This is a genomic window from Sphingopyxis sp. GW247-27LB (genome assembly GCF_002277025.1).
Lineage (GTDB): Bacteria > Pseudomonadota > Alphaproteobacteria > Sphingomonadales > Sphingomonadaceae > Sphingopyxis.
This window is the reverse complement of the sequence record NZ_NIWD01000009.1, coordinates 440,732-465,803: the sequence shown is the minus strand read 5'-3', so window position 1 is coordinate 465,803 and position 25,072 is coordinate 440,732. Positions and strand designations below refer to the sequence as shown.

The window sequence follows — 25,072 nt, the reverse complement described above, 5'->3', positions numbered from 1 at the left end:
CCTTACTTCGGACGCTTCGCACCGTATTTCGAACGGCTCTGCTTGCGGTCCTTCACACCCTGCGTATCGAGCACGCCGCGCAGGACGTGATAACGCACACCGGGAAGGTCGCGCACACGGCCGCCGCGGATCAGCACGACGCTGTGTTCCTGGAGGTTGTGGCCTTCGCCGGGGATGTAGGTGATGACTTCGCGGCTGTTGGTCAGGCGGACCTTCGCAACCTTGCGGAGCGCCGAGTTCGGCTTTTTCGGAGTCGTCGTATAGACACGGGTGCAAACGCCGCGCTTTTGCGGGTTCGCGTCCATCGCCGGGACCTTGGACTTCACCTTCTGGGGAGTCCGGCCCTTGCGGACCAGCTGGTTGATCGTGGGCATGAATGCTTCACCTTTATGTGTCCGCCCATCAAAGCGAACGGTTACTGTGCCGCGGGGGATGAAGCTCCGGCCCTTGACCGCCGAAACTGGCAGAAAAGGCCGACCTGATAACAGCAAAAGACCCCGGCGGATCGCAAGGATCTTCCGGAGGCTTCATCCGCGCCAGCAATGTTCAAGCGCTGTTGTGATCGAATGAGACGGAAGTCCGCCGCTTTCGACCGTGCGCGCCCCTAGCGGCGATTCCCCGCGCGGTCAAGGGCGAAGCGGGTTGCGACCGGGGAATCCGTCGGATAGCGCATGGCGATGACGTCCCCACGCCACGCCAGCTTCGCTCCGCATGTCGCCATCGATGCGCGGCTGCTGATCCTCGGCAGTCTGCCCGGCGCCCGCTCGCTTGCGATGCGTCAATATTATGCGCATCCGACCAACCAGTTCTGGCGGCTGCTCGGCGCGGTGACCGGCCGACCGCTGGCGTCGCTCCCCTATGACGCCCGCCTCGCGGCACTCGCCGCGGCGGGTATCGGCCTGTGGGACGTGATCCGCTCCGCCGCGCGGGCGACGAGCAGCGACGGCGACATCCGGGGCGCCGAGGCGCACGACCTCGCCGAACTCGTCGCGGCGCTGCCCGATCTTCGCATGATCGCGTTCAACGGCGGCAAGGCGGCGGCGATCGGGCGGCGCCAATTGCCGCGCCCCGGCTCCGTCGCGCTGGTCGACCTGCCGTCGAGCAGCGCCGCGCACACGATCGGCTTCGAGGCGAAGCTGGCGCCATGGATGCGGCTGCGCGAGGCGCTCGGCGCCTGATGCTTGCCGCTGCCGGCCCGAGCCTCTAAGCGCCGCGCCATGACCCCGCGCATCGACCATATCGACAGCTGGATCTTCGATCTCGACAACACGCTCTATCCGCCGTCGGCGAAGCTGTTCGACCTGATCGACGATCGCATGGGCGCCTTCATCATGCGGCTGCTCGGCTGCGATGCCGAAGAGGCGCGGCGGGTGCAGAAGGGCTATTTCCACGATCACGGCACGACGATGGCGGGGCTGATGCGCCACCACGGCGTCGATCCCGAGGATTTCCTGACCGACGTCCACGCCATCGCGCTCGACCGCATTGCGCCCGACGCGCGGCTGCGCGCGGGGCTCGAGCGGCTGCCGGGCCGGCGGCTGATCTTCACCAACGCCGATGCCGATTATGCCGCGCGCGTGCTCGATGCGCGCGGGATCGCCGACCTGTTCGACGGCATCTGCGACATCCGCACCACCGCCTATACCCCCAAGCCCGAGACCGCGGCCTATGCGGCGATGGTCGGGCATCTCGGCGTTGATCCGGCGAGGAGCCTGTTCGTCGAGGATATGGCGCGCAACCTGACCCCTGCGAAAGCGCTGGGGATGACCACCGTGTGGCTGGACAATGGCAGCGAAAGCGGCCATCGCGACCACCGGCCGGAGCATGTCGACTTTCACGTCACCGACATCGCCGACTGGCTCGACAATCTGCCTTCACCTTGGGGAATTTCATGAGCACCGACCTCGAAGCCACGATCGAAGCCGCCTGGGACGCTCGCGACACGCTGGACCTGACGACGACGGGCGCCGTGCGCGAGGCGGTCGAGGCCGCGATCGCCGGGCTCGATGACGGCAGCTTTCGTGTCGCGGCGCGCGATGCGGACGGCACCTGGCAGGTCAATCAATGGCTGAAGAAAGCGGTGCTGCTGTCTTTCCGCCTCAATGACATGGAGATCATCGACGGCGGGCCGGGCGGCGCGACCTGGTGGGACAAGGTGCCCTCGAAGTTCGCTGGCTGGGGCGAAAACCGCTTTCGCGATGCGGGCTTCCGCGCCGTCCCCGGATCGATCGTCCGCCGCGGCGCCTATATCAGCAAGGGCGCGGTGCTGATGCCGAGCTTCGTCAACATCGGCGCTTATGTCGGCGAGGGGTCGATGGTCGACGCGTGGGCCACCGTCGGTAGCTGCGCGCAAATCGGCGCCAATGTCCATCTGTCGGGCGGCGCGGGGATCGGCGGCGTGCTCGAACCGCTGCAAGCGGGACCGGTGGTGATCGAGGATGGCGCCTTCATCGGCGCGCGCGCCGAAGTCGCCGAGGGCGTGATCGTGCGCGAGGGCGCGGTGCTGTCGATGGGCGTCTATCTCGGCGCCTCGACCAAGATCGTCGATCGCGCGACCGGCGAGGTCTTCATCGGCGAAGTGCCGGCCTATGCCGTCGTCGTCCCGGGATCGCTGCCCGGCAAACCGCTTCCCGACGGAACGCAGGGGCCGTCGCTCTATTGCGCGGTGATCGTCAAGCGCGTCGACGCGCAAACGCGCGCGAAAACCGGGATCAACGAGCTGCTGCGCGACTAAGCTCGAACCAGAATGGCGTCATTGCGAGCAAAGCGAAGCAATCTCCAGCTATCGGGGTGACGATCCGATAGCTGGAGATTGCTTCGTCGCTACGCTCCTCGCAATGACGGAGTGAATTACCGCTCGCTGAGATAATAACGCTCGCGCGCCGTCAGGTCGTCATTAAGATCATAGACGATCGGTTGCCCGGTCGGGATTTCGAGTCCGGTGATGTCGGCATCCGAAATCCCCGACAGATGCTTGACCAGCGCACGCAGGCTGTTGCCGTGCGCCGAGATGAGCACCGTCTTGCCGGCCTGGAGCTCGGGCGCGATCGCGCTTTCATAATAGGGCAGGACACGGGCGATCGTGTCCTTGAGGCTTTCGGTATCGGGGATCGCTATGCCGGCGTAGCGCGGGTCGTTCGACAGATCATAAGGCGAACCCGCTTCGAGCGGCGGCGGCGGCGTGTCGAAGCTGCGGCGCCAGATCTTCACCTGTTCATCGCCATGCTTCGCCGCCGTCTCGGCCTTGTCGAGCCCGGTGAGGCCGCCATAATGCCGCTCGTTCAGGTGCCAGTCCTTGGTCACCGGCAGCCACAGCCGCCCCATCGCCTCGAGCGCGAGGTTGAGCGTCTTGATCGCGCGCGTCTGGACCGAGGTGAAGCAGGTCGTCGGGGCGATGCCCTTTGCCTTCATCAGTTCGCCCGCCGCCCACGCCTCCGCCGCGCCCTTTTCGGTGACGTCGACATCCCACCAGCCGGTGAAGCGGTTCTCGAGATTCCACTGCGACTGGCCGTGACGGATGAGGATGAGCTGCGGCATCGGGAGATCCTTCCTGCGTGGGAGCGGTGATTCGCCGCCCCCTTAGCGCGGCTTTCGGGGAAGGACCACCGCCCCTCTTGAAATGCCCCGGGCCGCACCCAGATTCCCAGCATCCGGCCGCCGCAACGGGGCCGGACGGAGGCGGCGGCGCTGCGCCGACGCCCCATGACTTCGCTTTACGAAGGAAGGAATGACCCATGCGCAACAGTTTCGACTGGACCCCCTATCGCCGCTCGACCGTCGGCTTCGACCGATTGTTCGACTTTCTCGAAAACACCGGATCGGCGGACAATTATCCCCCCTTCGACATCGAGAAGATCGCCGACGACCATTTTCGCATCACCGTCGCGGTGGCGGGATTCAAGGGCGACGAGATCGACATCACCGCGCAGCAGAACATGCTGACCGTCAGCGGCCGCAAGGCGCCCGGCAAGGAAGGCGAGGGCCGCCAGCTTCTCTATAGCGGCATCGCGACGCGCGCCTTCGAGCGCCGCTTCCAGCTCGCCGATTTCGTGCGGGTGGACAAGGCCGACCTCGCCGACGGGCTGCTGACCATCGACCTGGTGCGCGAAGTGCCCGAGGCGATGAAGCCGCACAAGATCGCGATCGGCGGCACGCCGGTCATCGAGGACAGCAAGAAGGCCGCCTGACTCCCCTCTCTTCGGGTGGCCTGCTGACGAACGGGGCCCGGTTGTCCCTTCCGGGCCCCGTTCACGTATCTAGAGCCGGCGCGTCATGAAGCGGCTGAAGGGGTCGGACGTGTAATCGGCGAAGGGCGCGCAGTCTTCGAAGCCGTGGCGGCGATAGAGCGCATGCGCCGGCTCGAACGCCATGCCCGACCCCGTTTCCAGACTTAGCCGTTCGATTCCCCGATCCTTCGCTTCCGCCATGATATGATCGAGCATGCGCGCCGCGACGCCGCGGCGCAGGAAGGCATCGGCGGTGCGCATCGACTTGATCTCGCCGTGGCGCGCATCGAGCATCTTGAGCGCGCCGCAGCCCGCGAGGTCACCCTCCGCGTGGATCGACCAGAAGGTGACGCCGGGCCCCTTCAACCCCTCGAAATCGAGGAAGTGGCAGCTCCCAGCCGGCGAGTTCGCCAGCATCCCAGCGAAATGCCGTTCGAGCAGCGCGCGGATCGCAGCGCCCGACAGATCGTCCTCGACGATCCGCCAGGCGGAACTCACAGCATCTGGTCCAGCGTCTGGAGGCAGGCGTGCGCGAGCAGCTTCGAACGCTCGGGCGACCAGCCGGCGACCGGATCGGGCAGGTCGCGATTGTCCTTGAACGGCATTTCGAGCGTCATCGACACCGCGCCGAAGCGTTCGGCGAGCTGGGTCGTCGACATCGTCATGTTCGCCTGGCCGGGCGCCGACTGTTCATAGCCGAGCGCGACCTGGAAATCAGGCGTGTTCGCGGCGAGCGCGGTCTGGAAGGCGAGGAACTTCGCCGTCTGCTCGTCCTTCAGCGAGGGAATGCCTTCGAAGCCCGCGAGGAAGACCGCGGGAATCGCCTCGTCGCCGTGGACGTCCATCGCCCAGTCGACCCCGCTCTCGTCCATCGCGTTCCGAACGCAGAGAACCTCGGGACTGCGTTCGGCCGAGGGCTCGTGCCATTCGCGATTGAGGTTCACGCCGGCATAGTTGGTGCGCAGATGGCCGCGGCGCGAGCCGTCGGGATTCATATTCGGAACGATGTGCAGCCGGCACTTCCGGAGGAGCGAACGCGCGTGCGGGTCGGCGGGGTCGGTGAGCTTTTCGAGCGCGCCCTCCATCCACCATTCGGCCATGCTCTCGCCCGGATGCTGGCGCGCATAGAGCCAGACCTGCGCGGGGCCCGTGCCCATTTCGAGGCAGTCGATCGGCTGGCCTTCGAGGCTGGTGCCGAGGCAGCGATAGGTGACGCCTTCGCATTCGGCGACCGAGGCGACGAGATCGTGGTGCCGCTCCATCGAATAGGGCGCGAAATAGGCGATCCAAAGGAGCGGGCTTTCGGCGGTGTGCCGGATCGTCAGCGTGCCGTCGGCATAATCCGTGTCGAGGCGGAACCAGTTTTCGCGATCGCTGCTCGCGCAGGCGGCATAGCCCGGCCAACCGTCGGGATAGGCCGAGTCCGCGAGGCCGGTGATCGCGAGCTCGAGCGCATCGCCGACCGCGCAATTCACGCGGAAATGGAACCATTGATAGAAGTCGGATTCGCGATCCTTGCGGATCGACAGGCGGGCGGAGGTGCCGGCGAGCGACTCCACGACGATATTGCCGCTGTCGAAGGCGGCGTTGATGCTGATGGTCATGGGACGCTGATAGAGCGTCCCGATTCGCCGGGGAAGTCCTTGAATAAGGCTTCGGCCAATTTCGCCGCCGCGAGCGACGGCTGCGCGGCGGGCGCCTTGACCGGGACGGCCGAGATCGCGCGGCCTTCCCACAGGGCACGGCCGGTCGCGGCATCGTCGAGCCGCACCGTCAGCTGCAGATCCTGCATCTGGCGCGGCCCGCCGCCGAGATTGATGCCGAGCCCGAGACCGACCCCCGAGCCATAGCTGCCCGTCGAACCGCCGACGCCGACCGACACCGGCGATCGCTTGCCCCGGCCGACACGGTCGCTGCGGTCGAAACCGATGCGAACCTTGAGCGGTGCGGTGCTGGCGCCCGCGCCTTCGGCGGCGACGAGACCCTGCAATTGCAACTGGCGCTCGACCGCGGTGCGATAGCTGTCCCATTCGAGCGACGGCTGGCCGCCCCCGGCCATCGCGGCCGGATCGGCGAGCGGTGCGCTGTCGATCACATAGCGCGTTCCCGGCGCCCAGCCCGCGGGCGCGGCGGTGTGAAAGCGCGTGACCTCGACCGGCGGAACGGGGGTGGCGCAGGCTCCGAGAGCGAGCGCGGCGGTGCCGAGCAGAACGGCGGGAAGATGACGCATCATGCCGGCATGATGCGTCAGGGAAGCTGGCTTGGCAATGAACGGCGTGCGAGTGCCGCCGCTTTCACACCTCAGCGATAGAAGATATGATTGTCGATCTGCGCGACGCGCGTCTTGCGCCAGCCGGGTGAGACATAGCGCGCGTGGAAGAAGAGCGCGCCCGGCGCCTTGGTCTTCCAGCTGTCGTCACGCGCGATCTGCGCGATCGCCAGCGCGTTGCGCCACTGCGCGCTTGCTTCGCGGATCTTCGGCATCTTGCCGTGGCGCACGAAGCTGAACTGGCTGCGCTGGTGGACGACGCCGCAATAGCTCGTCGGAAAGCGGCCCGATTCGGCGCGGTTGATGATCACATGCGCGACCGCGAGCTGCCCGGCGAGCGATTCGCCGCGCGATTCGAAATAGACCGCACCGGCGAGGCAGCGCAATTCGGGATCGATCGTCGCGGGGACCGGAGTCGCATCGACGAGCGCCGCGAGCGTTTCGGCGGTCACCGGCTTGTCGGGGATATCCGCGTCGGGAACGGGCTGTTCGGCGCCATCGGCATCCTTGTCGACCGGCGCTTCGCCTTGGATCGACGGACCGGCTTGTTCGGCCGCAGGGGGCGTTTCGACGCCCGGAAGCACGATGGTGGGGGTGTTGGCGTCGGCGCCAAGGTCGGTTGCGAAACCGGGTTCGGCCAGCAGCAGCATGGGGACCACGGTCATGGCCACGGCTGCCAAGCTGGCGGCGTTCAGAATGCGACTCATACTGTCCGTCAAAAGGGCGGCTGATGAACCGGAACCTCAAGAACAGGCGGGGGCTATGCTGTATGCCGCCTGCGGTCATCATCCGACTGCGTGTCCGAACCGTTGGGCCGGATATTCCGGGCGAACCCAAAAAATCCGCGGAACGACCTACGCGTGAAAACGTGTCGGCCAACTATTGTGCGGCGCAACAATGTCAAGCAAGCAAACCCCATTCGGCGACGAGTCGTGGCGCATCCGCGATATCCAGTTCGACGATCCAGAGGTCCGGATCGGCCTTGCGGCGCCGATCGACATAGGCCGCGCGCGCCTCCGAATCCGCGGGCCCGTCGGGTCCCACTGCTTCCCAGGCATAGCCGCCGGCCGCGGCGAACCGCCGTTCGAGAAGAGGGCCGGGGGTGCCGCGATCACGGCACTGGATGAGAATCACTCCGGCCCGGTCATCGCCCGCCGCAAGCACAGCGGCGAATCCCCCGGCCGCGTCGGTTCGGCGGAGGAGGAGATCGACGAGGAAGCGGCTGGTCAGCCGCGTCATGGAAAGAGCGGCGGCGCGGCGTCAGGCCGCGTCACGCGTTTCGGTGTCGGCGAGCAGCGCATAGAGCGCCTCGTCGTTTTTCGCGCCGCGCAGCCGCTCGGCGATGCTGTCGTTGCGGAGCATCCGCGACACGCCCGCGAGCGCCTTCAGATGGTCGGCCCCGGCATCGAGCGGCGACAGGATGACGAAGAGCAGGTCGACGGGCAGGCCGTCGACCGCCTGGAAGTCGATCGGCCGCGCGAGCTGCAGGAACAGGCCGCGCACGCCGGCGAGGTCAGGCATCTTCGCGTGGGGCAGCGCGATGCCGCGCCCGAATCCCGTCGATCCAAGGCGTTCGCGCTCGAGCAGTGCTTCGGCGACTTCGCCGGCGTCGAGACCCAGCGAGCGGCTGGCGAGATCGCCGACGAAGGGAAAGAGCGCCTTCTTCGAATCGAGCTGAACATGCGCACGCACGGTCGCGGGATAGAGGAGGGAGGATAGGTTCATGGGTCTGGTCAAATCTGTCAAAGCGTCGGGACGGGCCGCCCGATTCATCGGTTGGCGATCGGTCGCGGATCGGTCGTGGCAGGCCCCGCCATCCCGGCATCGGGCATCAATGGGCGCGGCCCTTAGGCCGGATGGCGGAGAAAATCCAGCCCTATTGCGGTTCGACCCAGCCGATGGTGCCGTCGCGGCGGCGATAGACCATGTTATGCGCGCCCGTCCGCCCGTTGACGAACAGCAGCGCATTGGTGTCGCGCAGGTCGAGCATCATCACCGCGTCGGACACGCTGGTCGTCGGAACGTCGACGCGGGTCTCGGCGACGATCGCCGGCGCGTCGCCCGCCTCGTCGTCCTCGCTGCCGATGTCGAAGACGGTGTAGCTCGCATTGTCCTGAATCTCGTCGAGGGTCGCCGAAGGCTGGCTGGGGCTGCTCTTGTCCTTCAATCGTCGCATATAGCGCCGGAGCTGCTTCTCGATGCGCTCGGCGGCGCCCTCGAAGGCGACATGCGCGTCCTGCGCCTGGCCATGGCCCTTGAGCACGAGTCCCTGCATCACATGCGCGACGATGTCGCACTGGAAACTGTCGTGCGGCCCCTTCCCGAAGGTCGCGTGCGCCCCGATCGCGCGCGAGAAATATTTGTCGGCAATCGCGTTCATCCGGTCCGACACATGCGCCTGGAGCGCTTCACCGGTTTCGATCTGGTGGCCAGAGACGCGGATTTCCATTGCTCTTCTCCTTCGAGGGTCTCAGCGGCCGCCACCGGGGGCGGCCGCTACGGACTATCGTGCCACAAAGGCTGGTGCAGTGCGGCGACGAATTCTGCATGACGCGCGAGCTCGGCGGGGGTTGCGGCATGCGGCCGCGGCTCGCGGAACGGGCGGGACGGAGCGACGGCGGGGCCGGGCGAAGCCACGGTCGCCGCCGCAACCGTCGATGACGCCGCGAGACCGAGACCAATCTGCCGTCCGCCGGTCATTTCGATATAGAGATGCGCGAGCAGCTCGGCATCGAGCAGCGCGCCATGCTTGACGCGGTGGCTGCGGTCGATGCCATAGCGGGTGCAGAGCGCGTCGAGGCTGTGCTTCGCCCCCGGATGGAGCTTGCGCGCCATCTGCACGGTGCAGCACATGCGCGCCATGTCGAGCGCGGGATGGCCCGCGCGTGCAAGCTCGGCGTTGATGAAACCGAAGTCGAAGGCGGCATTGTGCGCGACCATCGGCGCATCGCCCAGAAACGCGAGCAGCTCGTCGACGCACGCCGCGAACAGCGGCTTGTCCGACAGGAACTGGATCGACAGGCCGTGGACCGCTTCAGCCTCGGCCGGCATGTCGCGCTCGGGATGGAAATAGGCGTGGAAGGTCCGGCCCGATTCGCGGCGGTCGATCAATTCGACGCATCCGATTTCGACCAACCGGTGCCCGGATCTGGGATCGAGTCCCGTCGTTTCGGTATCGAAAATAATCTCACGCATCGAAGCCTCAATCTGGACCTTATCGGGCGTGGAAACAAGAGGCGATGGCGCGAATCTGGCGATGCGTCTCGCTTTTGGGCCGGCCGGTTTCGATGACGAAATCGGCGCGCGCGCGCTTGACCCGGTCGGGCACCTGAAGCGCGCGGATCGCCTTATACTTGGCATGGGTCATGCCGGGCCGGCGCAGCACGCGGCGGCGCTGCACCCACAGCGGCGCCGAGACCACCGCGACCGCGCCGACGCGGCGCACGCCGCCCTTTTCGAAGAGCAGGGGAATGTCGAGGACGACGACGTCGCGGGCGCGGTGGCGCGAGAGGAAGCGCTTCTGCGCGCGGGCGACCGCCGGGTGGACGATCGCCTCGAGCGCGGCGAGTTCGTGGCGGTTGCCGAGCACGCGGGCGCCGAGCTTTTGCCGGTCGACGCCGCCCGGCCCGGTGGTGCCGGGAAAGCGCGCCTCGATCGCCGCGACGAGGGCACCGCCAGGCCCCTGCAGCCGGTGCACCTCGGCGTCGGCATCGAATACCGGCACGCCCTCGCGTTCGAACATCGCCGCGGCGGTCGACTTGCCCATGCCGATCGAACCGGTGAGTCCGAGGATGAAAGGGCGGCGGAGCCGCGAGGCGGGGCGCTTATAGTGGGTCACGCGGTCAGCAGCGCGCGAAGCGCGTCGTCGCGTCCTTCGGGCGGCGGCTTGCCGAAGAACAGCTCGAAAGCGAGCGCAGCCTGGCCGATCAGCATGTCGAGCCCGTCGACGTGATCGAGCCCACGCGCTTCGGCCGCCCGGAGCAACCCGGTGCGCAGCGGCGAATAGACGAGGTCGTAGACGATCGCGTCCTCGGGAAGCGGCGACAGGTCGAGGTCGAGCGGCGGCTGGCCGGTCATGCCGAGGCTGCTCGCGTTGACGAGGAGCGCCGCGGGGGGCAGCGGCGCATCGAGCGCTGCGACCTCGCCCTTGAGGCCGAAGGTCGCAAGCAGGCCCATGGCCTTGAGCGGGCTGCGGCCGAGCATGGTGACCGGCCCGGCGCCCGCGCGCGCGAGCGCGAAGAGAACGGCGCGCGCCGCGCCGCCCGCGCCGACGACGATCACCGGCGCGCCTGAGAGATCGACCTCGGCGAGCGGGGCATAGAAGCCCGCGGCGTCGGTGTTGGTGCCCATCAGCGTCCCGTCGGGCTGGCGCACGACCGTGTTCATCGCGCCGATCGTTCCGCGGATATCGCCGGGATCGTCGACCAGATCCATCACCGCCGCCTTGTGCGGCATGGTGACGTTGCAGCCGCGCCAGTCAGGATCGGCGCGGCGTTCGGCGATATAGGCGGCGAGGCCTTCGGGCTTCACATGCGCGCGGTCGTAGCGGCCGGTAAGGCCGAGCGCGTCGAGCCAGAAGCCGTGGATCAGCGGCGATTTCGACTGGGCGATCGGGTCGCCGATCACTTCGGCGTAGGGAAGGGCGCTCATGACGCCGCGAGTCCGGTCGCGCGCAGCCAGGCGAGCAGCGGAAGCATCGGCATGCCGATGATGGTCCAGGGGTCGCCTTCGACCCGGTCGAACAGTTGCACGCCCGCTCCCTCGATCTCGTAACAGCCGACGGTCCAGCGGATGCTGTCCCATTCGCGCGCCACATAGTCGGCGATGAAGGCGTCGGACAAGGGGCGCATCCACAGTTTCGCCTCGCCGATCGCGCGCCACACCGGCGCCCCGTCGCGGGCGGCGACCGCGGCGCTGAACAGGCGGTGGCGCGTGCCCGCCATGCGGCGCAGATGATCGGCGGCCTCCTCGGGGCTTTCGGGCTTGCTCAGCATCGAGCCGTCGTCGAGCGCAAGGGTCGAATCGGCGCCGATCACGGCGACGCCGGGAAGCCGCGACGAAATCTTGACCGCCTTCGCCTCGGCGAGCGCGTCGGCGATGTTTCGCGGCGTCTGGCCGGTGGCGAGCAGCGAGGCGGTGAGCGCCTCCTCGTCGACATGCGCCGCCGTCGTTTCGAAATCGAGCCCGGCGGCACGGAGCATCGCGGCGCGGCCGGTGCTCTGCGAGGCGAGAACAAGCGCGGTCATCCCGCGCCCCGATCCTCGACCAGCTTGATCACCGCCGCCGCGGTCTCCTCGATCGAGCGGCGTGTCACGTCGATCACCGGCCAGCCATTGTCGGCGAACATCCGCCGCGCATAGGCAAGCTCCCCCTTGACCCGCTCTTCGTCGACATAGGCGGTCTCGGGCGCCTGGTTGAGCGACAGGAGCCGGTTGCGCCGCACCTGCACCAACCGGTCGATTCCCGTCGTCAGCCCGACGACGAGCGGGCGACGCAGCGCGAACAGCGCCTCGGGCGGCGGCGATTCGGGGACGATCGGGATGTTCGCGGTCTTGAAGCCGCGGTTGGCGAGATAGATGCTCGTCGGGGTCTTCGAGGTGCGCGACACGCCCGCGAGGACGATGTCGGCCTGCTCCCAATTTTCCCATCCGATCCCGTCGTCGTGCGCGACGGTGAACTGGATCGCCTCGACCCGCGCGAAATAGGCGGCGTCGAGCACATGCTGGCGCCCCGGCCGCGCCTTGGCTTCCTGCCCCAGCATCCGCGACAGCGCGTCGGTGACCGCGTCGAGCGCGGGCACCGTCGGCAGGTTGAGCGTGGCGGCACGGCGTTCGAGGCTCACGCGCAGATCGCCGCTGACCAGGGTGAAGAGGATCATGCCCGGGCTCGCCTGCACCTCGGCCATGATGCGGTCGAGATGCGATTCGGAGCGCACCATCGGCCAGAAATGACGCACCACCTCGACATCGTCGAACTGCGCAATCGCCGCCTTGGCGATATTTTCGAGCGTCTCGCCGGTGGAATCGGATATGAGGTGCAGGTGAAGGCGGCTCATCGCCGCAGCTTTCCGATGCGGGGCCGAAAAAGGCAAGCGGAGACGCGCGGGCGTTGGCTGTGGATAAGTTTTGGCATAACCACCGGGACAAGACGGGCAACAGGAAAGCATCCCCGGCGCTGCCGATTCCGCTCCAGTGCTTTTCCACAGGGAGTGAATCTTATCCACAGGCTGTGAATTAGGCGAATAGCGGCAAGCGACTCTGCGGGGGATCGCGCGGGACGAGGAGTCAAGCTGTTGGCAAAGGCGGCGTCCATGCCTAAAGCCGCGCTGTTCGCCCGCCAACAAACCACCACAATCATTTTTATATATGGTTATGAAGAGAGAAAGAAGGGCCGCGTGAAGGCTTCACCGAAGAGTCTGCTGGCGACGCTGCGCGGTGTGCGGCAGGAACGGCCCGCGCTATGGCTGATGCGCCAGGCGGGGCGCTATCTGCCCGAATATCGTGCGCTCCGCGAGACCAAGGGCGGCTTTCTCGAACTCTGCTACGATCCCGAGGCGGCCGCCGAGGTGACGCTGCAGCCGATCCGCCGCTTCGGTTTCGACGGCGCCATCCTTTTTTCGGACATTCTCGTCATCCCGCACGCGCTCGGCCAGAATCTCTGGTTCGAGGCGGGCGAGGGGCCGCGGCTCGCGCCGCCGCTCGTCGACGGCGCCCTCGCCTCGCTCGAGGCGGCGCCGCAGCGGCTCGAGCCAGTCTATGCGACGGTGGCGCGCGTCGCGGCGGCGCTCCCTCCCGAAACGACCTTCCTCGGCTTCGCGGGAAGCCCGTGGACGGTCGCCACCTATATGGTCGCCGGCGCCGGGTCGAAGGACCAGGCCGCCGCGCGGCGGCTGGCCTATGGCGACGCGCCTGCCTTCAAGGCGATCGTCGACGCGATCGTCGATGTTACGGTAACTTACCTGTCGGGGCAGATCGAAAACGGCGTCGAGGCGGTCCAGCTCTTCGACAGCTGGGCAGGCAGCCTCAGCCCCGCGCAGTTCGAACGCTGGGTGATCGCGCCCAACGCCGAGATCGTGCGCCGACTGAAAGCGCTTCACCCCGATACGCCGGTCATCGGCTTTCCGAAGGGCGTCGGGGGCAAGTTGCCCGCCTATGCGAACGAAACCGGGGTCGACGGCCTCGGGCTCGACGAGACGGTCGATCCTGCCTGGGCCGATGCGGTGCTACCGCCGCATCTGCCGGTTCAGGGCAATCTTGACCCGCTCGCGCTCGTCGCCGGCGGCGATGCGCTCGACGTGGCGATCGACCGCATCCTTGCGGCTTTCCCCGGTCGCCCCCATATCTTCAATCTCGGCCATGGCATCGTGCCCGACACACCGATCGCCCATGTCGAGCATCTGATCAGGCGCGTGCGAGGCGGGTGAGGCGATGACGGACTGGATCGGGTTTCTGGGGGTGACGATGCTTTGGGTAAAGGCGGCGCACGTGATTTTCGTCATCTTCCTGATGGCGGGGTTGTTCATGATGCCGCGCTTCTTCGTCTATCATCACCAATGCCCTGTCGGCTCCGACGAGGATAAGAAGTGGATCGAACGCGAGGACCGGCTGCGCCGGATCATCCTCAACCCCTCGATCGTCCTCGTCTGGGTTCTGGGCCTGATGCTCGCCTTCAACGGCGGCTATTGGCACGAAGGCTGGTTTCACGGAAAATTGCTGCTCGTGCTGCTGCTGTCGGGCTATCACGGCTGGCTGATCGGCTATTTCAAGAAGCTGAGGCGCGGGGAGCGGCCGCTCAGCGAAAAGCGGCTGCGGATGCTCAACGAGGTGCCGGGCATCGCTGCGGCGATCATCGTCATATTGGTGATCGTTCGTCCCTGACGCTCCTCCCGGCGCAGCCTGATTGACTTGAACCGGCGTCGGTTATAGGGGCCGATCAACCCCGCGCCCGCGCGGGCGGTGCGGTATCCGCGCCGTAGCTATCGAAACGGCCGTCCCCCGGCCGGATAGGCACCCTTCGGTGCACCGAAATTGCGATTATTTTCTCCCGAATTTTTCACCCTGGAATCCATCCATGCACCTTAAAGAACTCAAGACCAAATCGCCCGCCCAGCTCGTCGAAATGGCCGAGGAACTGGGGGTCGAGGGCGCGTCGACGCTGCGCAAGCAGGATTTGATGTTCTCGATCCTCAAGGAACTTGCCGAAGAGGGCGAGGAAATCATCGGGTCGGGGACGATAGAGGTCCTGCCCGACAGCTTCGGTTTCCTGCGCTCGTCCGACGCCAATTATCTCGCGGGTCCCGACGACATCTATGTCTCGCCGAACCAGGTCCGCAAATATGGCCTGCGCACCGGCGATACGGTGGAGGGCGAGATCCGCGCGCCGCGCGACGGCGAGCGTTATTTCGCGCTGACCAAGCTGATCAGCGTCAATTTCGACGATCCCGACGTGGTGCGCCACCGCGTCAATTTCGACAACCTCACCCCGCTCTATCCGAACCAGAAGCTGTCGCTCGACACCGTCGACCCGACGGTCAAGGACAAGTCGGCGCGGGTCATCGACCTCGTCAGCCCGCAGGGCAAGGGCCAGCGCGCGCTGATCGTCGCGCCGCCGCGCACCGGCAAGACGGTGCTGCTGCAGAATATCGCCAAGGCGATCACCGACAATCACCCCGAGGTCTATCTGATCGTCCTCCTCGTCGACGAACGTCCCGAGGAAGTCACCGACATGCAGCGCAGCGTGAAGGGCGAGGTCGTCTCCTCGACCTTCGACGAGCCTGCGACGCGCCACGTCCAGGTCGCCGAAATGGTGATCGAGAAGGCGAAGCGCCTCGTCGAGCACAAGAAGGATGTCGTCATCCTGCTCGACTCGATCACCCGCCTCGGCCGCGCCTACAACACCGTTGTCCCCTCGTCGGGCAAGGTTCTCACGGGCGGCGTCGACGCCAACGCGCTCCAGCGTCCGAAGCGCTTCTTCGGCGCCGCGCGCAACATCGAGGAGGGCGGCTCGCTCTCGATCATCGCGACCGCGCTGATCGACACCGGCAGCCGCATGGACGAGGTGATCTTCGAGGAGTTCAAGGGCACCGGCAACTCCGAAATCGTCCTCGACCGCAAGGTCGCCGACAAGCGCATCTTCCCGTCGCTCGACGTCGGCAAGTCGGGCACCCGCAAGGAGGAACTGCTCGTCGAGAAGGACAAGCTGTCGAAGATGTGGGTGCTCCGCCGCATTCTCATGCAGATGGGCACGGTCGACGCGATGGAATTCCTGCTCGACAAGATCAAGGATTCGAAGACCAACGAGGATTTCTTCGACAGCATGAATCAGTAAGCCGGTTCGAGGTCGGTTCGGATGGATTTTTCCGCGATCTTCACGGTATCGGGGCTGGCGCTGCTCGGACAGATCATCATCGGCGACCTCACCATGGCCGGCGACAATGTGCTGATCATGGGCACGATCGCGGGCCGGCTTCCCGAGCGCGAACGCAAGCGCGTGCTGATGCTCGGCGTCGGCATGGCGCTGGTGTTTCTCGTCACCTTCGCGACGATCGCGACGCAGCTCCTCAAGATCACCGGACTGGTGTTCGCAGGCGGGCTGCTGCTGCTGTGGGTCGCCTACAACATGTATCGCGAGATTCGCCCGGCCGCCGCGCCCGGACCGGTCGACGATCCCGCGACCCCTGAAATCGAGGGTGAACCCGCGCGGCAGACCTTCTTCAAGGCGGCCGTCTCGATCATGATCGCCGACCTGTCGATGAGCATCGACAATGTCCTGCTCGTCGCCTCGATCGCGCGCGAGAATCCGGCCTTGCTCTTCGTCGGGATGACCTTCACGGTGCTGGTGATGGGGCTTGCCGCCAATTATGTCGCCAAGCTGCTGCAGCGTTTTCACTGGATCGCCTGGGTCGGCCTTGCGGTGATCCTCTATGTGGCGCTGAAGATGATTTACGATGGCTGGGTCGATCCCGAGATCGGCCTCGGCCATTTGTTCGGATGGGTGCTTTGAGATGATCATGGATTTGGTTGCATTCGCCGCCGGCGCGGCGCCGTCGGACGGAATCTGGGGCGCGATCGTCCATGATTTCTCGAACATCACCGAACCCGCAGCCTTTGCGGCCTTCGTCCAGGTGCTGCTGATCGATCTCGTGCTCGCCGGTGACAATGCGATCGTCGTCGGCGCACTGGCGGCGGGTCTGCCCGCCGACCAGCGCCGCAAGGTGATCCTGATCGGCGTCGGCGCGGCGCTCGTCCTGCGCATCGGCTTCGCGCTCGTCGTCCAGCAGCTGCTCGGCATCGTCGGCCTCGTGCTCGCGGGCGGCATCCTGCTGCTGTGGGTGGCGTGGCGCATGTGGCGCGACATCCGCGGCGATCACGGCGAATCGGCGGGTTCGCCCGAGATCGAGGGAGACGAGGACTCGGGCCTGCGCCCCGCCAAGAGCTTTGCCGCCGCGGCCTGGGGCGTCGCGGTCGCCGACGTCTCGATGAGCCTCGACAATGTGCTCGCCGTCGCCGGCGCGGCGCGCGAGCATCCCGGCATCCTGATCGTCGGGCTGATCTTCGCGGTCGCGATGATGGGCGTCGCGGCGAATATCATCGCCAAATATATCGAGCGCTACCGCTGGATCGCCTGGGTCGGGCTCGCCGTCATCCTTTATGTCGCCTTGAAGATGATCTGGGACGGCTGGCACGATGTGCACCCCCATTTCGTGCAGATCATCGGCGGCTGACCGGCGGCAGAATCGATAGAATTTTGGCCAACAGAATAGAGGGGCGGGTTGATGTAACCCGCCCCTCGCTGTAGACTACAAGGGCTCGCTAGAGCTTGCGGACCGGTGTTGAGCTGGTCGTGCCTTTCACGAGATTGATCGCTTGGTCGCAGTCGGTCTCATTCCAGTAAGACTCGCCCGATGCGATGATCTCGTGATTGGCAGCTTTCAAGCGCCAACGCCATTGGCTGGCCTGCTGATATTTTTCAAAATACATGACCTCCTCCTTTCTATCGTCGAAACGAGGGTTAACTATGCGTCTCCATATATTGTGTGTCAAACAGGTTGAATCTACATTTTGTAGTATTTCGAGAGAGTGAAACGCATTCTATTGCGATTCTGCGCTTTTTTATACATAGTTCTGAGCATGACTATAATATTCGAGTCGTTTCCTGCAAAAAAGGCCGCCGAACTTGCGGGCTTTAATACCGTAGCTATGCTCGATTATTTGCAACGCGTGGGCGTGTTCGTGCCGCGGCGTCGTGATAAAAAGACTCGTGGAAAACGTCGCGCCTATGAGTTTCGTGACGTACTTGTGTTGAAGGCTATCAAACGTTTGCTTGATTCTGGAGCATCGGTTTCGAACCTGAAAAGGTCACTGTCACAGTTTCAGAAAATGAAATGGTCTGCAGATGAAGCGACTCTGGAAGATGCCGCTGGCGTAATAAGGTATCTTATCGTTAGCGGGAATTCGGTCTATCTTCGAAAAGACCCTGACATGATTGTAGATTTGTGTCGAAAAGGTCAGCTCACCTTTTCTTTTATCATAGATCTAGATAACCTTCATACCGAACTGCGAGGTGATCTCGGCCTCAAGGTGATCGAACAACCAGAGCTCAAGTTTCCCGATACAGTTGCAGGCCTAAAGGCTTAATTGCAAGTTAGCCGTCGACATATCGAACCGACTTGGCATTCGGACGCTTGCTCCCCACATCCAGTTTATGTCCCAGCTTCACATGACCCGCGTCGCCGTCGGCTGCCCCGATTATCCGGCGCTCGCGTCGCGGATCGCCTCGCGCGCCGAGCAGGGCGAGATCCGCTTCGCGACGCGGTTCAAGCCGAAGCGCGCCGACGAGTTGATCGGCGGCAGGCTCCATTTCATCGTGCGGCACACGATCATCGGCCGCGTCGAGATATTGCGCTTCGAGGACCGCGACGACGGGCGGGTCGACATCGTCTGCCGGGGCATGCTCGAGCGGGTGCATCCGCAGCCCAAGCGGGCGCATCAGGGTTGGCGCTATCTGACCGATGACGACGCGCCGCGGGGTATCGATGACGACAGCGGCCTCGGCGACCTGCCGCCTGAACTTTATCGCGAACTGGCCGAACTCAGCCTCATCTAGCCCGGCGTACCCTCGATCGCGGCACGGAAGCTGTCGGCGCGCGCCATCGCCCAATAGCGCGCGCTGGCGACCGATGCGGGATCGTCGAGCAATATGCCGCGCGGATAGAAATTATAGATGCGGTCGATCGAATCGGAGCGCGCCGAATTCAGCCGCTCATGGAGGTGATGCGGCCGGATTTGCCAGGGATTGTCGAGCCCCATCGCACAGCTGATGTCCCACAGCGCCGAGACGGTCGAAGCCTGGAAGCGGCGGACGCGCTCGGCCTTGTCGGGGATCACGAGCCCGCGCTGGCGGCCGGGGTCCTGCGTCGCGACCCCGGTCGGGCATTGGCCGGTATGGCATTTGAGCGACTGGACGCAACCCAGGGAGAACATGAAGGCGCGCGCGGCGTTCGACCAATCGGCGCCGAGCGCGCAATTGACCGCCAGTCCCGCGCCCGAATGGACCTTGCCCGAGGCAGCGAGGCGGATTTCTTCCTTGAGCCCGCAGCCGACGAGCGCGTTGCGCACGAAGATCAGTCCTTCGCGCAGGGGCATGCCGACGCGGTTCGAAAATTCGACCGGCGCGGCGCCGGTGCCGCCCTCGGCGCCATCGACGACGATATAGTCGAGGCGGATTCCGGTCTCGAGCATCGCCTTCATGACGGCATAGATTTCGTGCGGCTGGCCGACGCAGAGCTTGATGCCCACCGGTTTGCCTCCCGACATCTCGCGCAATTTCGCCGCCCATTCGACCATTTCGATCGGGGTCGCGAAGGCCGAATGCGCCGCGGGGGAGATGCAGTCCTCGCCTTCGGGAACGCCGCGCGTCGCGGCGATCTCTGCGCTGACCTTGGGACCGGGCAGCACTCCGCCATGCCCCGGCTTCGCGCCCTGGCTGAGCTTGATCTCGACCATCTTGACCTGATCGTCCTGCGCGCGGTCGCGGAAGCGTTCCGGGTCGAAACGGCCGCCTGCGTCGCGGCAGCCGAAATAGCCGCTGCCCAGCTCCCACACGATGTCGCCGCCGTGGATGCGATGATAGGGGCTGAAGCCGCCTTCGCCGGTGTCGTGGTAGAAATTGCCCTGCTTCGCGCCGAGATTGAGCGCTTCGATCGCCCGCGCGCCGAGCGAGCCGAAGCTCATCGCCGAGATGTTGAGCAGCGCCGCCTCATAGGGACGCGCGCATTGCGCGGTGCCGACCTTGACCCGCTGCGTCCGATCGTGGCCGATTTCCGGCGCGATGCTGTGGCTCATCCATTCATATTCATCCGAATAGACGTCGAGCTCGGTTCCGAAGGGGTGTGCGTCGAGATCGCCCTTGGCGCGGGCATAGACGATATCGCGCTCGGCGCGGGTGAAGGGGCGACCGTCGAGCGGACTTTCGACGATATAGGAATAGAGGAAGGGGCGTAGCGCCTCGAACAGCCAGCGGATGCGGGCGATCAGCGGATAGTTGCGGCGGAGCGTGTGGCGCCGCTGGAGTGCGTCGTAGAGCGCGACGAGCAGCAGCGGTACCCACAGCAGCAGCGTCCAGCGCGCCGGCGTCCACCACGCCGCGAGCGCGACGAGCAGCAGCAGGACCGGAAAGACGAGCCAGCGGCGCATCGCGCACCTAGCTCGCTTGTGCCGCGAGCATCGCCGCCATCTTCTCCCAGACCTTGTTGATCGCCTTGAGCGGTCGCACCATCACCTTGAAATCCTGAATTTTCCCTTCGTCGTTCCAGCGGATGATGTCGACACCGTTGATCTGGATGCCGTCGAGTTCGGTCTGGAATTCGAGGCACGCCTGATCGCCGTCGACGATCTCGCGCAGATAGCGGAAATCGTCGCCGCCGAGGACGTGGCTCGCCGCATGGAGATAGGCGAACACCTTGTCGCGGCCCGCCTGCGGCGTGTGGACCACAGGCGAGTGGAAGACCGCGTCTTCGGCGAGCAGGTCGCGGAGGGCCTGCGGGTCGCCGCCGCCCGCCATATAGGCGTGCCAGGCGGCGAGTCCGGGCTGTGCGCTCATGCGAGCGTCTCGGCGAAGAAGGCGCGGGTGCGCCCGTCGGCGAGCGTCGCGCCCTCGTCGTTGCGGCGATTGCCGTCGGTCGCGGCGAAGCCGTGGTCGAGGCCGGGATAATCGTGGAGCGTCACCTTCGGGTTCGGATCGAGCGCTTCGTGGATCTTCTGCTGCGCCGCATGGTCGACGAAATGATCCTCGGTCGGGATGTGGAGCATCAGCGGGTTCGAGATCGCATGGCTTTCGTTCAGCATCGTGTCGATCATCACGCCATAATAGCCGACCGACGCGTCGACGTCGGTGCGGGTCGCCGCCATATAAGCGAGGCGGCCACCGAGGCAGAAGCCGACGCAGCCGATCCGGTTCGCGCCCTGGCCGCGCAGCCAGCGGATCGACGCTTCGATGTCCTTGACGCCGAGGTCGGCGTCATATTGCCCGAAATAGCCGAGCGCTTCCTGGAATTCGGCCTCGACATCGGGGCTGAGCTCGACCCCGGGAGCGAAGCGCCAGAAGATGTCGGGCGCGATCGCCAGATAGCCTTCGGCCGCCCAGTCGTCGCATTTCTGGCGGATTCCCGCGTTCACCCCGAAGATTTCGGGAATCACGATGATCGCGCGCGACGAATCGGCGTCGGGGCGCGCGACATAGGCGGGGATGTCGCCCTCGCCATCGAGGGCGGGGATGGTCGTGTTGGTCGGGGACATGGGGCGCTCCTGGCTCTTGCTTATTACCGGTGAAAGCGCGAAGCTAGCGGCGCCGGGGGCGCGGCTCAAGCGCCAACACCCGCGCGCGGGCAGGAGATGGGGCATGAAATTCAATATCGAGGTGGATTGCACCCCCGAAGAGGCGCGGCGGCTGTTCGGGCTGCCCGATCTCGAACCCCTGCACGATATTTATCTGAGCCGCGTCAAGGAGTTGATGGCGAAGGGCATCACCCCCGACATGGTCCAAGCGATGGTCAAGAGCTGGGTTCCGATGGGCGAAAGCGGGCTGGGGCTCGTCCAGTCGCTGCTCGGCCAGTTCGGCGGGGGATTGATGGGCGGCGCCGGCAAAGCGGCGGATGCGGGTGACGGCGACAAGCCCGCGCGGGGGCGCAAGAGCTGACGCACGACGAAAGCAGCGACACGATCTTCGCGCTGTCGAGCGGGGTGCCGCCGGCGGCGATCGGTGTCGTGCGCGTGAGCGGGCCGCGCGCGGGCGCGGCGCTCCGCACGCTGGCGGGACGCCTGCCGATGCCGCGCCGCGCGTCGCTGGCGGAATTGAAGGATGCCGACGGCGCGCCGCTCGACCGCGCGCTCCTGCTCTGGTTTCCGGGGCCCGCGACCGCGACCGGCGAGGATCTCGCCGAACTGCATCTCCACGGCGGGCGCGCGGTGGTCGCGGCGGTCGAGGCGGCGCTGGGCGCGATCGCGGGACTGCGCCGCGCCGAGGCGGGGGAGTTCACGCGGCGCGCTTTTCTCAACGGCCGGATCGACCTCGCCGAGGCCGAGGGGCTCGCCGACCTGCTCGCGGCCGAGACCGAGAGCCAGCGGGTGCAGGCGCTGGGGCTGGCGAGCGGGCATGTGTCGCGCGCGGTGGCGGCGTGGCAGGACCGGTTGCTCGCGCTGATGGCGGGGGCCGAGGCAGAGCTCAATTTTGCCGACGAAGAGGATGTCGAAGTTTATGAAGGTGCCGCGGAGCGTGTGGCCGCGGGGATGGGGGCGCTGGCGGTCGAGCTCGGGGAGTGGCTGGCGCGGCCAGCGGCGGAGGTGATCGCCGAGGGGCTGTCGGTGGTGATCGCGGGACCGCCGAATGCCGGAAAATCGACTTTAATCAATGCTTTGGTTCAAAGGGAGCTGGCGATCGTGTCGCCGGTGGCGGGGACGACGCGCGATGTGATCGAGACGCCGCTGGCGCTCGACGGCATCGCGATGCGCTTTTCGGACACGGCGGGGCTGCGCGGCGAAGGTGCCGATGCGATCGAGGCGATCGGGATCGAGCGCGCGCAGGCGGCAGTCGAGGCGGCGGACATATTGCTGTGGCTCGGGCCGCCCAACGCGGCCCCCGCGCACCCACGCACGATCCTGATCGCGGCGCAGGCGGATCGCTGGCGCGGCGACGCGGCGCACGAGGCCGAGGCGGCGCGCTGCGACCTGATCCTGTCGGCGGCGACGGGGGAAGGGATGGACAAGCTCCACCATTATATCGTCGAGATGGCGCGCACCCTGCTGCCGCGCGAGGGCGAGGCGGCGTTACGAGCGCGTCAGCGCGCGGCGCTCGCCGAGGCGCAGGGCTGGCTGACGGTCGAGGCGGGGTCGCGCGAAGCGAGCGACCTGATCCTGCTCGCCGAACGGCTGCGGCTCGCCGCCGCGGCGCTCGACCGGATCACCGGGCGCGCCGGGGTCGAGGATATGCTCGATGCGCTGTTCGGGCGCTTCTGCATCGGGAAATGACGAGCGCGAAAGGATGTTTCACGTGAAACATCGCGTCGGTCGCAGCGTGGTGGATTCGGGGTTCTCTTTGAGCTAAAGGCGCCGCGATCATGCACAGCAGCGCAACTTTCGATGTCATCGTCGTCGGCGGGGGGCACGCCGGGACCGAGGCTGCGGCCGCGGCGGCGCGGCTGGGCGCGCGGGTCGCGCTCGTCAGCTTCGATCCCGCGCTGATCGGGACGATGTCGTGCAACCCGGCGATCGGGGGGCTCGGCAAGGGGCATCTGATGCGCGAGGTCGACGCGCTCGATGGCTGGATGGCGCGCGCCGCCGACGCCGCCGCGATCCATTACCGGATGCTCAACGCGTCGAAGGGCGCGGCGGTGCAGGGGCCGCGCGTCCAGGCCGACCGCAAGCTCTATCGCGCGGCGATCCAGTCTCTGCTTGCCGCCGAGCCGAACATCGCGATCGTTGCGGGCGAGGCGGCGGCGCTCAAGCTGTCGGCCGACGGATCGCGGGCCGAAGGGCTCGAACTTGGCGACGGAACCGTGCTGGCAGCGGGCGCGGTGGTGCTCGCCACCGGAACCTTTCTCGGCGGACGGCTGTTCCGCGGCGAGGAGCGGATGGAGGGCGGGCGCATCGGCGAGGCTGGCGCGCACCGCCTCGCCGCGCAGCTCCGCGCCGCGGACCTGCCGATGGCGCGGCTCAAGACCGGCACGCCGCCGCGGCTCGATGGCCGCACGATCGACTGGGCGCGGCTCGCCGAACAGCCCTCGGACAGCGTCGAGGGGGCGAACTGGACCTGTTCGCTATGGAATGCCGCGCGCACGGTGCCGCAGATCTTCTGCGCGATCACGCGTACCAACGCGGCGTCGCACCGGATCATCGCCGACAATCTCGATCGCTCGCCGCTGTTCACCGGCGCGATCGGCGCGGCGGGGCCGCGTTACTGCCCGTCGATCGAGGACAAGATCCATCGCTTCGCCGACCGCGACGGGCACCAGATTTTTCTCGAGCCCGAGGGGCTCGACACCCACCTCGTCTATCCGAACGGCGTGTCGACCTCGCTCCCCGCCGACGTCCAGCTCGCGATGCTGCGCACGATCGAGGGGCTCGAAGCGGTGGAAATGGTCGTGCCGGGCTATGCTGTCGAATATGACCATATCGACCCGCGCGCGCTCGACCGGACCTTGCAGCTGCGCGGCATCGCCGGCCTGTGGTGCGCGGGTCAGATCAACGGCACGACCGGCTATGAGGAGGCGGCGGCGCAGGGATTGGTCGCGGGAGCCAATGCGGCGCTCGCGGTCCAGGGACACGCGCCGCTGATCCTCGACCGGTCCGAATCCTATATCGGGGTGATGGTCGACGACCTGGTGCTGCAGGGGGTGAGCGAGCCCTATCGCATGCTCACCGCGCGCGCCGAGTATCGACTGCGGCTGCGCGCCGACAATGCCGCGACGCGGTTGACGCCGCTGGGGATCGAGCTCGCGCTGGTGCGCCCGGCGACCGCGGCACTGTTCGCGGCGCGCATGGCCGAGCGCGAGCGCGCCGAAGCGCTGCTCGACGCACCCGCCCGCACCGCCGATTATGCGGCGCTCGGACTCGCCTTGCCGGGCGATGGCGCGGCGCGGCGGCGGATCGACCTGCTCCGTTTCCCGGGCGTGACGATGGCGACGCTGACGGCGCTCGCGCCCGACCTTGCCGCGATCGACCCGGACATCCTGTCCGAGATCGCCGAGGATGCACATTATGCGCCCTACATCGCGCGGCAGGAGGCCGAGCTTCGCGCGCTCGCCGCGAACGAGGCGATCCTGCTCGACGCCGAACTCGACTATGGGGCGATCGGGGGACTGTCGCGCGAGATGGTCGAGCGGCTGTCGAAGGCGCGTCCCGAAACGCTGGGGCAGGCGGCGCGCATCGACGGCGTGACCCCCGCAGCGCTGACCGCGATCATGGTGCACAGCCGGCGGCGGGCGGCTTGATCGCTGGCTCCGGCGTTTAACAAGTCTCACACAAAGACACGGAGAGGGCGGCGCTGGCAGAGATGAATGGCAATACGCCCGCGCGAAGCGCAA

At 66.5% G+C, this 25,072-nt stretch carries 32 protein-coding genes; 14 read left to right on the top strand and 18 right to left on the bottom strand.

All coding sequences use genetic code 11. The annotated features are described in order from the left end of the window. Positions 1 to 2 precede the first annotated feature (2 nt). On the bottom strand, positions 3 to 374 hold the full coding sequence (gene rpsL / locus CD928_RS14615) for a 30S ribosomal protein S12 (RefSeq protein WP_058805196.1): 372 nt from the start codon (positions 372 to 374) through the stop codon (positions 3 to 5). 297 nt (positions 375 to 671) lie between these two features. Here rpsL and CD928_RS14610 point away from each other — a divergent pair, with 297 nt between their 5' ends. Genes CD928_RS14610 through dapD form a run of 3 tightly spaced genes read left to right on the top strand, consistent with a single transcriptional unit; the run spans position 672 to position 2,734 of the window. Beyond that, on the top strand, positions 672 to 1,178 hold the full coding sequence (locus CD928_RS14610; RefSeq protein WP_369679310.1) for a DNA-deoxyinosine glycosylase: 507 nt from the start codon (positions 672 to 674) through the stop codon (positions 1,176 to 1,178). 39 nt (positions 1,179 to 1,217) lie between these two features. After that, positions 1,218 to 1,895 carry a pyrimidine 5'-nucleotidase gene (locus CD928_RS14605; protein WP_095387819.1) on the top strand — a complete coding sequence of 226 codons (678 nt, stop codon included), beginning with the start codon at positions 1,218 to 1,220 and terminating at the stop codon, positions 1,893 to 1,895. Continuing rightward, positions 1,892 to 2,734, top strand: a complete 843-nt coding sequence (gene dapD / locus CD928_RS14600) for a 2,3,4,5-tetrahydropyridine-2,6-dicarboxylate N-succinyltransferase (RefSeq protein WP_095387818.1) — start codon at positions 1,892 to 1,894, stop codon at positions 2,732 to 2,734. The genes CD928_RS14605 and dapD overlap by 4 nt, the downstream gene beginning before the upstream one ends. Before the next feature lie 116 nt (positions 2,735 to 2,850). On the opposite strand, the gene gpmA is transcribed toward dapD, so the two are convergent. Beyond that, a complete protein-coding gene (gpmA, locus tag CD928_RS14595; protein ID WP_095387817.1) occupies positions 2,851 to 3,537 on the bottom strand; it encodes a 2,3-diphosphoglycerate-dependent phosphoglycerate mutase in 687 nt (228 codons plus the stop codon). A 197-nt stretch (positions 3,538 to 3,734) separates the two neighbouring features. Between gpmA and CD928_RS14590 the strand changes: the two genes are divergently transcribed. Beyond that, positions 3,735 to 4,187 (top strand): Hsp20 family protein, encoded by a 453-nt coding sequence (locus CD928_RS14590; protein ID WP_095387816.1) that lies wholly within the window; start codon positions 3,735 to 3,737, stop codon positions 4,185 to 4,187. 69 nt (positions 4,188 to 4,256) lie between these two features. Here CD928_RS14590 and CD928_RS14585 read toward each other — a convergent pair whose 3' ends face one another. The 12 genes from CD928_RS14585 to CD928_RS14530 form a co-directional block, all read right to left on the bottom strand. Then, positions 4,257 to 4,724, bottom strand: a complete 468-nt coding sequence (locus tag CD928_RS14585) for a GNAT family N-acetyltransferase (protein WP_176473593.1) — start codon at positions 4,722 to 4,724, stop codon at positions 4,257 to 4,259. Further along, positions 4,721 to 5,830: a M14-type cytosolic carboxypeptidase gene (locus tag CD928_RS14580; protein ID WP_095387815.1), complete on the bottom strand. Its 1,110-nt coding sequence runs from the start codon at positions 5,828 to 5,830 to the stop codon at positions 4,721 to 4,723. Before CD928_RS14580 ends, CD928_RS14585 begins: the two co-directional genes overlap by 4 nt. Then, a complete protein-coding gene (locus CD928_RS14575) occupies positions 5,827 to 6,456 on the bottom strand; it encodes a DUF4136 domain-containing protein (RefSeq protein WP_255247180.1) in 630 nt (209 codons plus the stop codon). Before CD928_RS14575 ends, CD928_RS14580 begins: the two co-directional genes overlap by 4 nt. Before the next feature lie 71 nt (positions 6,457 to 6,527). Beyond that, positions 6,528 to 7,202 carry a cell wall hydrolase gene (locus CD928_RS14570; protein ID WP_095387813.1) on the bottom strand — a complete coding sequence of 225 codons (675 nt, stop codon included), beginning with the start codon at positions 7,200 to 7,202 and terminating at the stop codon, positions 6,528 to 6,530. 193 nt (positions 7,203 to 7,395) lie between these two features. Further along, on the bottom strand, positions 7,396 to 7,734 hold the full coding sequence (locus CD928_RS14565) for a DUF1491 family protein (RefSeq protein ID WP_095387812.1): 339 nt from the start codon (positions 7,732 to 7,734) through the stop codon (positions 7,396 to 7,398). 21 nt (positions 7,735 to 7,755) lie between these two features. Then, complete coding sequence (locus CD928_RS14560) at positions 7,756 to 8,220, bottom strand: PTS sugar transporter subunit IIA (RefSeq protein ID WP_095387811.1); 465 nt, start codon at positions 8,218 to 8,220, stop codon at positions 7,756 to 7,758. Between the two features lie 151 nt (positions 8,221 to 8,371). Then, positions 8,372 to 8,944 carry a ribosome-associated translation inhibitor RaiA gene (gene raiA, locus CD928_RS14555; RefSeq protein WP_095387810.1) on the bottom strand — a complete coding sequence of 191 codons (573 nt, stop codon included), beginning with the start codon at positions 8,942 to 8,944 and terminating at the stop codon, positions 8,372 to 8,374. A 47-nt stretch (positions 8,945 to 8,991) separates the two neighbouring features. Further along, positions 8,992 to 9,690: a DNA polymerase III subunit epsilon gene (dnaQ, locus tag CD928_RS14550; RefSeq protein WP_095387809.1), complete on the bottom strand. Its 699-nt coding sequence runs from the start codon at positions 9,688 to 9,690 to the stop codon at positions 8,992 to 8,994. A gap of 19 nt (positions 9,691 to 9,709) precedes the next feature. Continuing rightward, complete coding sequence (gene coaE / locus CD928_RS14545; RefSeq protein ID WP_095387808.1) at positions 9,710 to 10,333, bottom strand: dephospho-CoA kinase; 624 nt, start codon at positions 10,331 to 10,333, stop codon at positions 9,710 to 9,712. Then, a complete protein-coding gene (locus CD928_RS14540; protein WP_095387807.1) occupies positions 10,330 to 11,145 on the bottom strand; it encodes a shikimate dehydrogenase in 816 nt (271 codons plus the stop codon). Before CD928_RS14540 ends, coaE begins: the two co-directional genes overlap by 4 nt. After that, on the bottom strand, positions 11,142 to 11,741 hold the full coding sequence (locus CD928_RS14535; protein WP_095387806.1) for a Maf family protein: 600 nt from the start codon (positions 11,739 to 11,741) through the stop codon (positions 11,142 to 11,144). The genes CD928_RS14540 and CD928_RS14535 overlap by 4 nt, the downstream gene beginning before the upstream one ends. Then, the gene (locus tag CD928_RS14530) at positions 11,738 to 12,550 is read right to left on the bottom strand and encodes a pyruvate, water dikinase regulatory protein (RefSeq protein WP_095387805.1); all 813 of its coding nucleotides are present in this window, start codon (positions 12,548 to 12,550) and stop codon (positions 11,738 to 11,740) included. Before CD928_RS14530 ends, CD928_RS14535 begins: the two co-directional genes overlap by 4 nt. Before the next feature lie 339 nt (positions 12,551 to 12,889). Here CD928_RS14530 and hemE point away from each other — a divergent pair, with 339 nt between their 5' ends. From hemE to CD928_RS14505, 5 genes are all read left to right on the top strand, one after another. Continuing rightward, a complete protein-coding gene (hemE, locus tag CD928_RS14525) occupies positions 12,890 to 13,918 on the top strand; it encodes a uroporphyrinogen decarboxylase (RefSeq protein WP_255247179.1) in 1,029 nt (342 codons plus the stop codon). A gap of 16 nt (positions 13,919 to 13,934) precedes the next feature. Then, entirely contained in the window at positions 13,935 to 14,372 is a 438-nt protein-coding gene (locus tag CD928_RS14520; protein ID WP_095388075.1) for a CopD family protein, read from the top strand. Positions 14,373 to 14,565: 193 nt separating this feature from the next. Beyond that, on the top strand, positions 14,566 to 15,822 hold the full coding sequence (gene rho / locus CD928_RS14515) for a transcription termination factor Rho (protein ID WP_095387803.1): 1,257 nt from the start codon (positions 14,566 to 14,568) through the stop codon (positions 15,820 to 15,822). 21 nt (positions 15,823 to 15,843) lie between these two features. Beyond that, positions 15,844 to 16,497: a YjbE family putative metal transport protein gene (locus tag CD928_RS14510; RefSeq protein ID WP_095387802.1), complete on the top strand. Its 654-nt coding sequence runs from the start codon at positions 15,844 to 15,846 to the stop codon at positions 16,495 to 16,497. 7 nt (positions 16,498 to 16,504) lie between these two features. Beyond that, positions 16,505 to 17,218 carry a YjbE family putative metal transport protein gene (locus tag CD928_RS14505; RefSeq protein WP_176473592.1) on the top strand — a complete coding sequence of 238 codons (714 nt, stop codon included), beginning with the start codon at positions 16,505 to 16,507 and terminating at the stop codon, positions 17,216 to 17,218. An 88-nt stretch (positions 17,219 to 17,306) separates the two neighbouring features. On the opposite strand, the gene CD928_RS14500 is transcribed toward CD928_RS14505, so the two are convergent. Continuing rightward, positions 17,307 to 17,474: a YegP family protein gene (locus CD928_RS14500; protein WP_095387801.1), complete on the bottom strand. Its 168-nt coding sequence runs from the start codon at positions 17,472 to 17,474 to the stop codon at positions 17,307 to 17,309. A gap of 150 nt (positions 17,475 to 17,624) precedes the next feature. Between CD928_RS14500 and CD928_RS14495 the strand changes: the two genes are divergently transcribed. Then, positions 17,625 to 18,131, top strand: a complete 507-nt coding sequence (locus CD928_RS14495) for a MerR family transcriptional regulator (RefSeq protein ID WP_141237161.1) — start codon at positions 17,625 to 17,627, stop codon at positions 18,129 to 18,131. Positions 18,132 to 18,198: 67 nt separating this feature from the next. Beyond that, a complete protein-coding gene (locus tag CD928_RS14490) occupies positions 18,199 to 18,600 on the top strand; it encodes a DUF1489 family protein (RefSeq protein ID WP_095387799.1) in 402 nt (133 codons plus the stop codon). Here the strand turns inward: CD928_RS14490 and CD928_RS14485 are convergent. From CD928_RS14485 to CD928_RS14475, 3 genes are read right to left on the bottom strand one after another with little or no spacing between them, the layout of a single operon-like run. Next, positions 18,597 to 20,189 (bottom strand): FMN-binding glutamate synthase family protein, encoded by a 1,593-nt coding sequence (locus tag CD928_RS14485; protein WP_095387798.1) that lies wholly within the window; start codon positions 20,187 to 20,189, stop codon positions 18,597 to 18,599. The genes CD928_RS14490 and CD928_RS14485 overlap by 4 nt on opposite strands. A 7-nt stretch (positions 20,190 to 20,196) precedes the next feature. Then, complete coding sequence (locus CD928_RS14480) at positions 20,197 to 20,595, bottom strand: nuclear transport factor 2 family protein (RefSeq protein ID WP_095387797.1); 399 nt, start codon at positions 20,593 to 20,595, stop codon at positions 20,197 to 20,199. Further along, complete coding sequence (locus CD928_RS14475; protein ID WP_095387796.1) at positions 20,592 to 21,290, bottom strand: dienelactone hydrolase family protein; 699 nt, start codon at positions 21,288 to 21,290, stop codon at positions 20,592 to 20,594. Before CD928_RS14475 ends, CD928_RS14480 begins: the two co-directional genes overlap by 4 nt. 103 nt (positions 21,291 to 21,393) lie before the next feature. Between CD928_RS14475 and CD928_RS14470 the strand changes: the two genes are divergently transcribed. The 3 genes from CD928_RS14470 to mnmG all read left to right on the top strand — a co-directional run bounded on the left by CD928_RS14470 (position 21,394) and on the right by mnmG (position 24,979). Continuing rightward, positions 21,394 to 21,690, top strand: a complete 297-nt coding sequence (locus tag CD928_RS14470; RefSeq protein ID WP_095387795.1) for a DUF6489 family protein — start codon at positions 21,394 to 21,396, stop codon at positions 21,688 to 21,690. Between the two features lie 23 nt (positions 21,691 to 21,713). Further along, positions 21,714 to 23,018 carry a tRNA uridine-5-carboxymethylaminomethyl(34) synthesis GTPase MnmE gene (mnmE, locus tag CD928_RS14465; RefSeq protein WP_255247207.1) on the top strand — a complete coding sequence of 435 codons (1,305 nt, stop codon included), beginning with the start codon at positions 21,714 to 21,716 and terminating at the stop codon, positions 23,016 to 23,018. Positions 23,019 to 23,107: 89 nt separating this feature from the next. Further along, positions 23,108 to 24,979, top strand: coding sequence for a tRNA uridine-5-carboxymethylaminomethyl(34) synthesis enzyme MnmG (mnmG, locus tag CD928_RS14460; protein ID WP_095387793.1), 1,872 nt, complete (start codon positions 23,108 to 23,110; stop codon positions 24,977 to 24,979). The last annotated feature ends 93 nt before the right edge of the window (positions 24,980 to 25,072 follow it).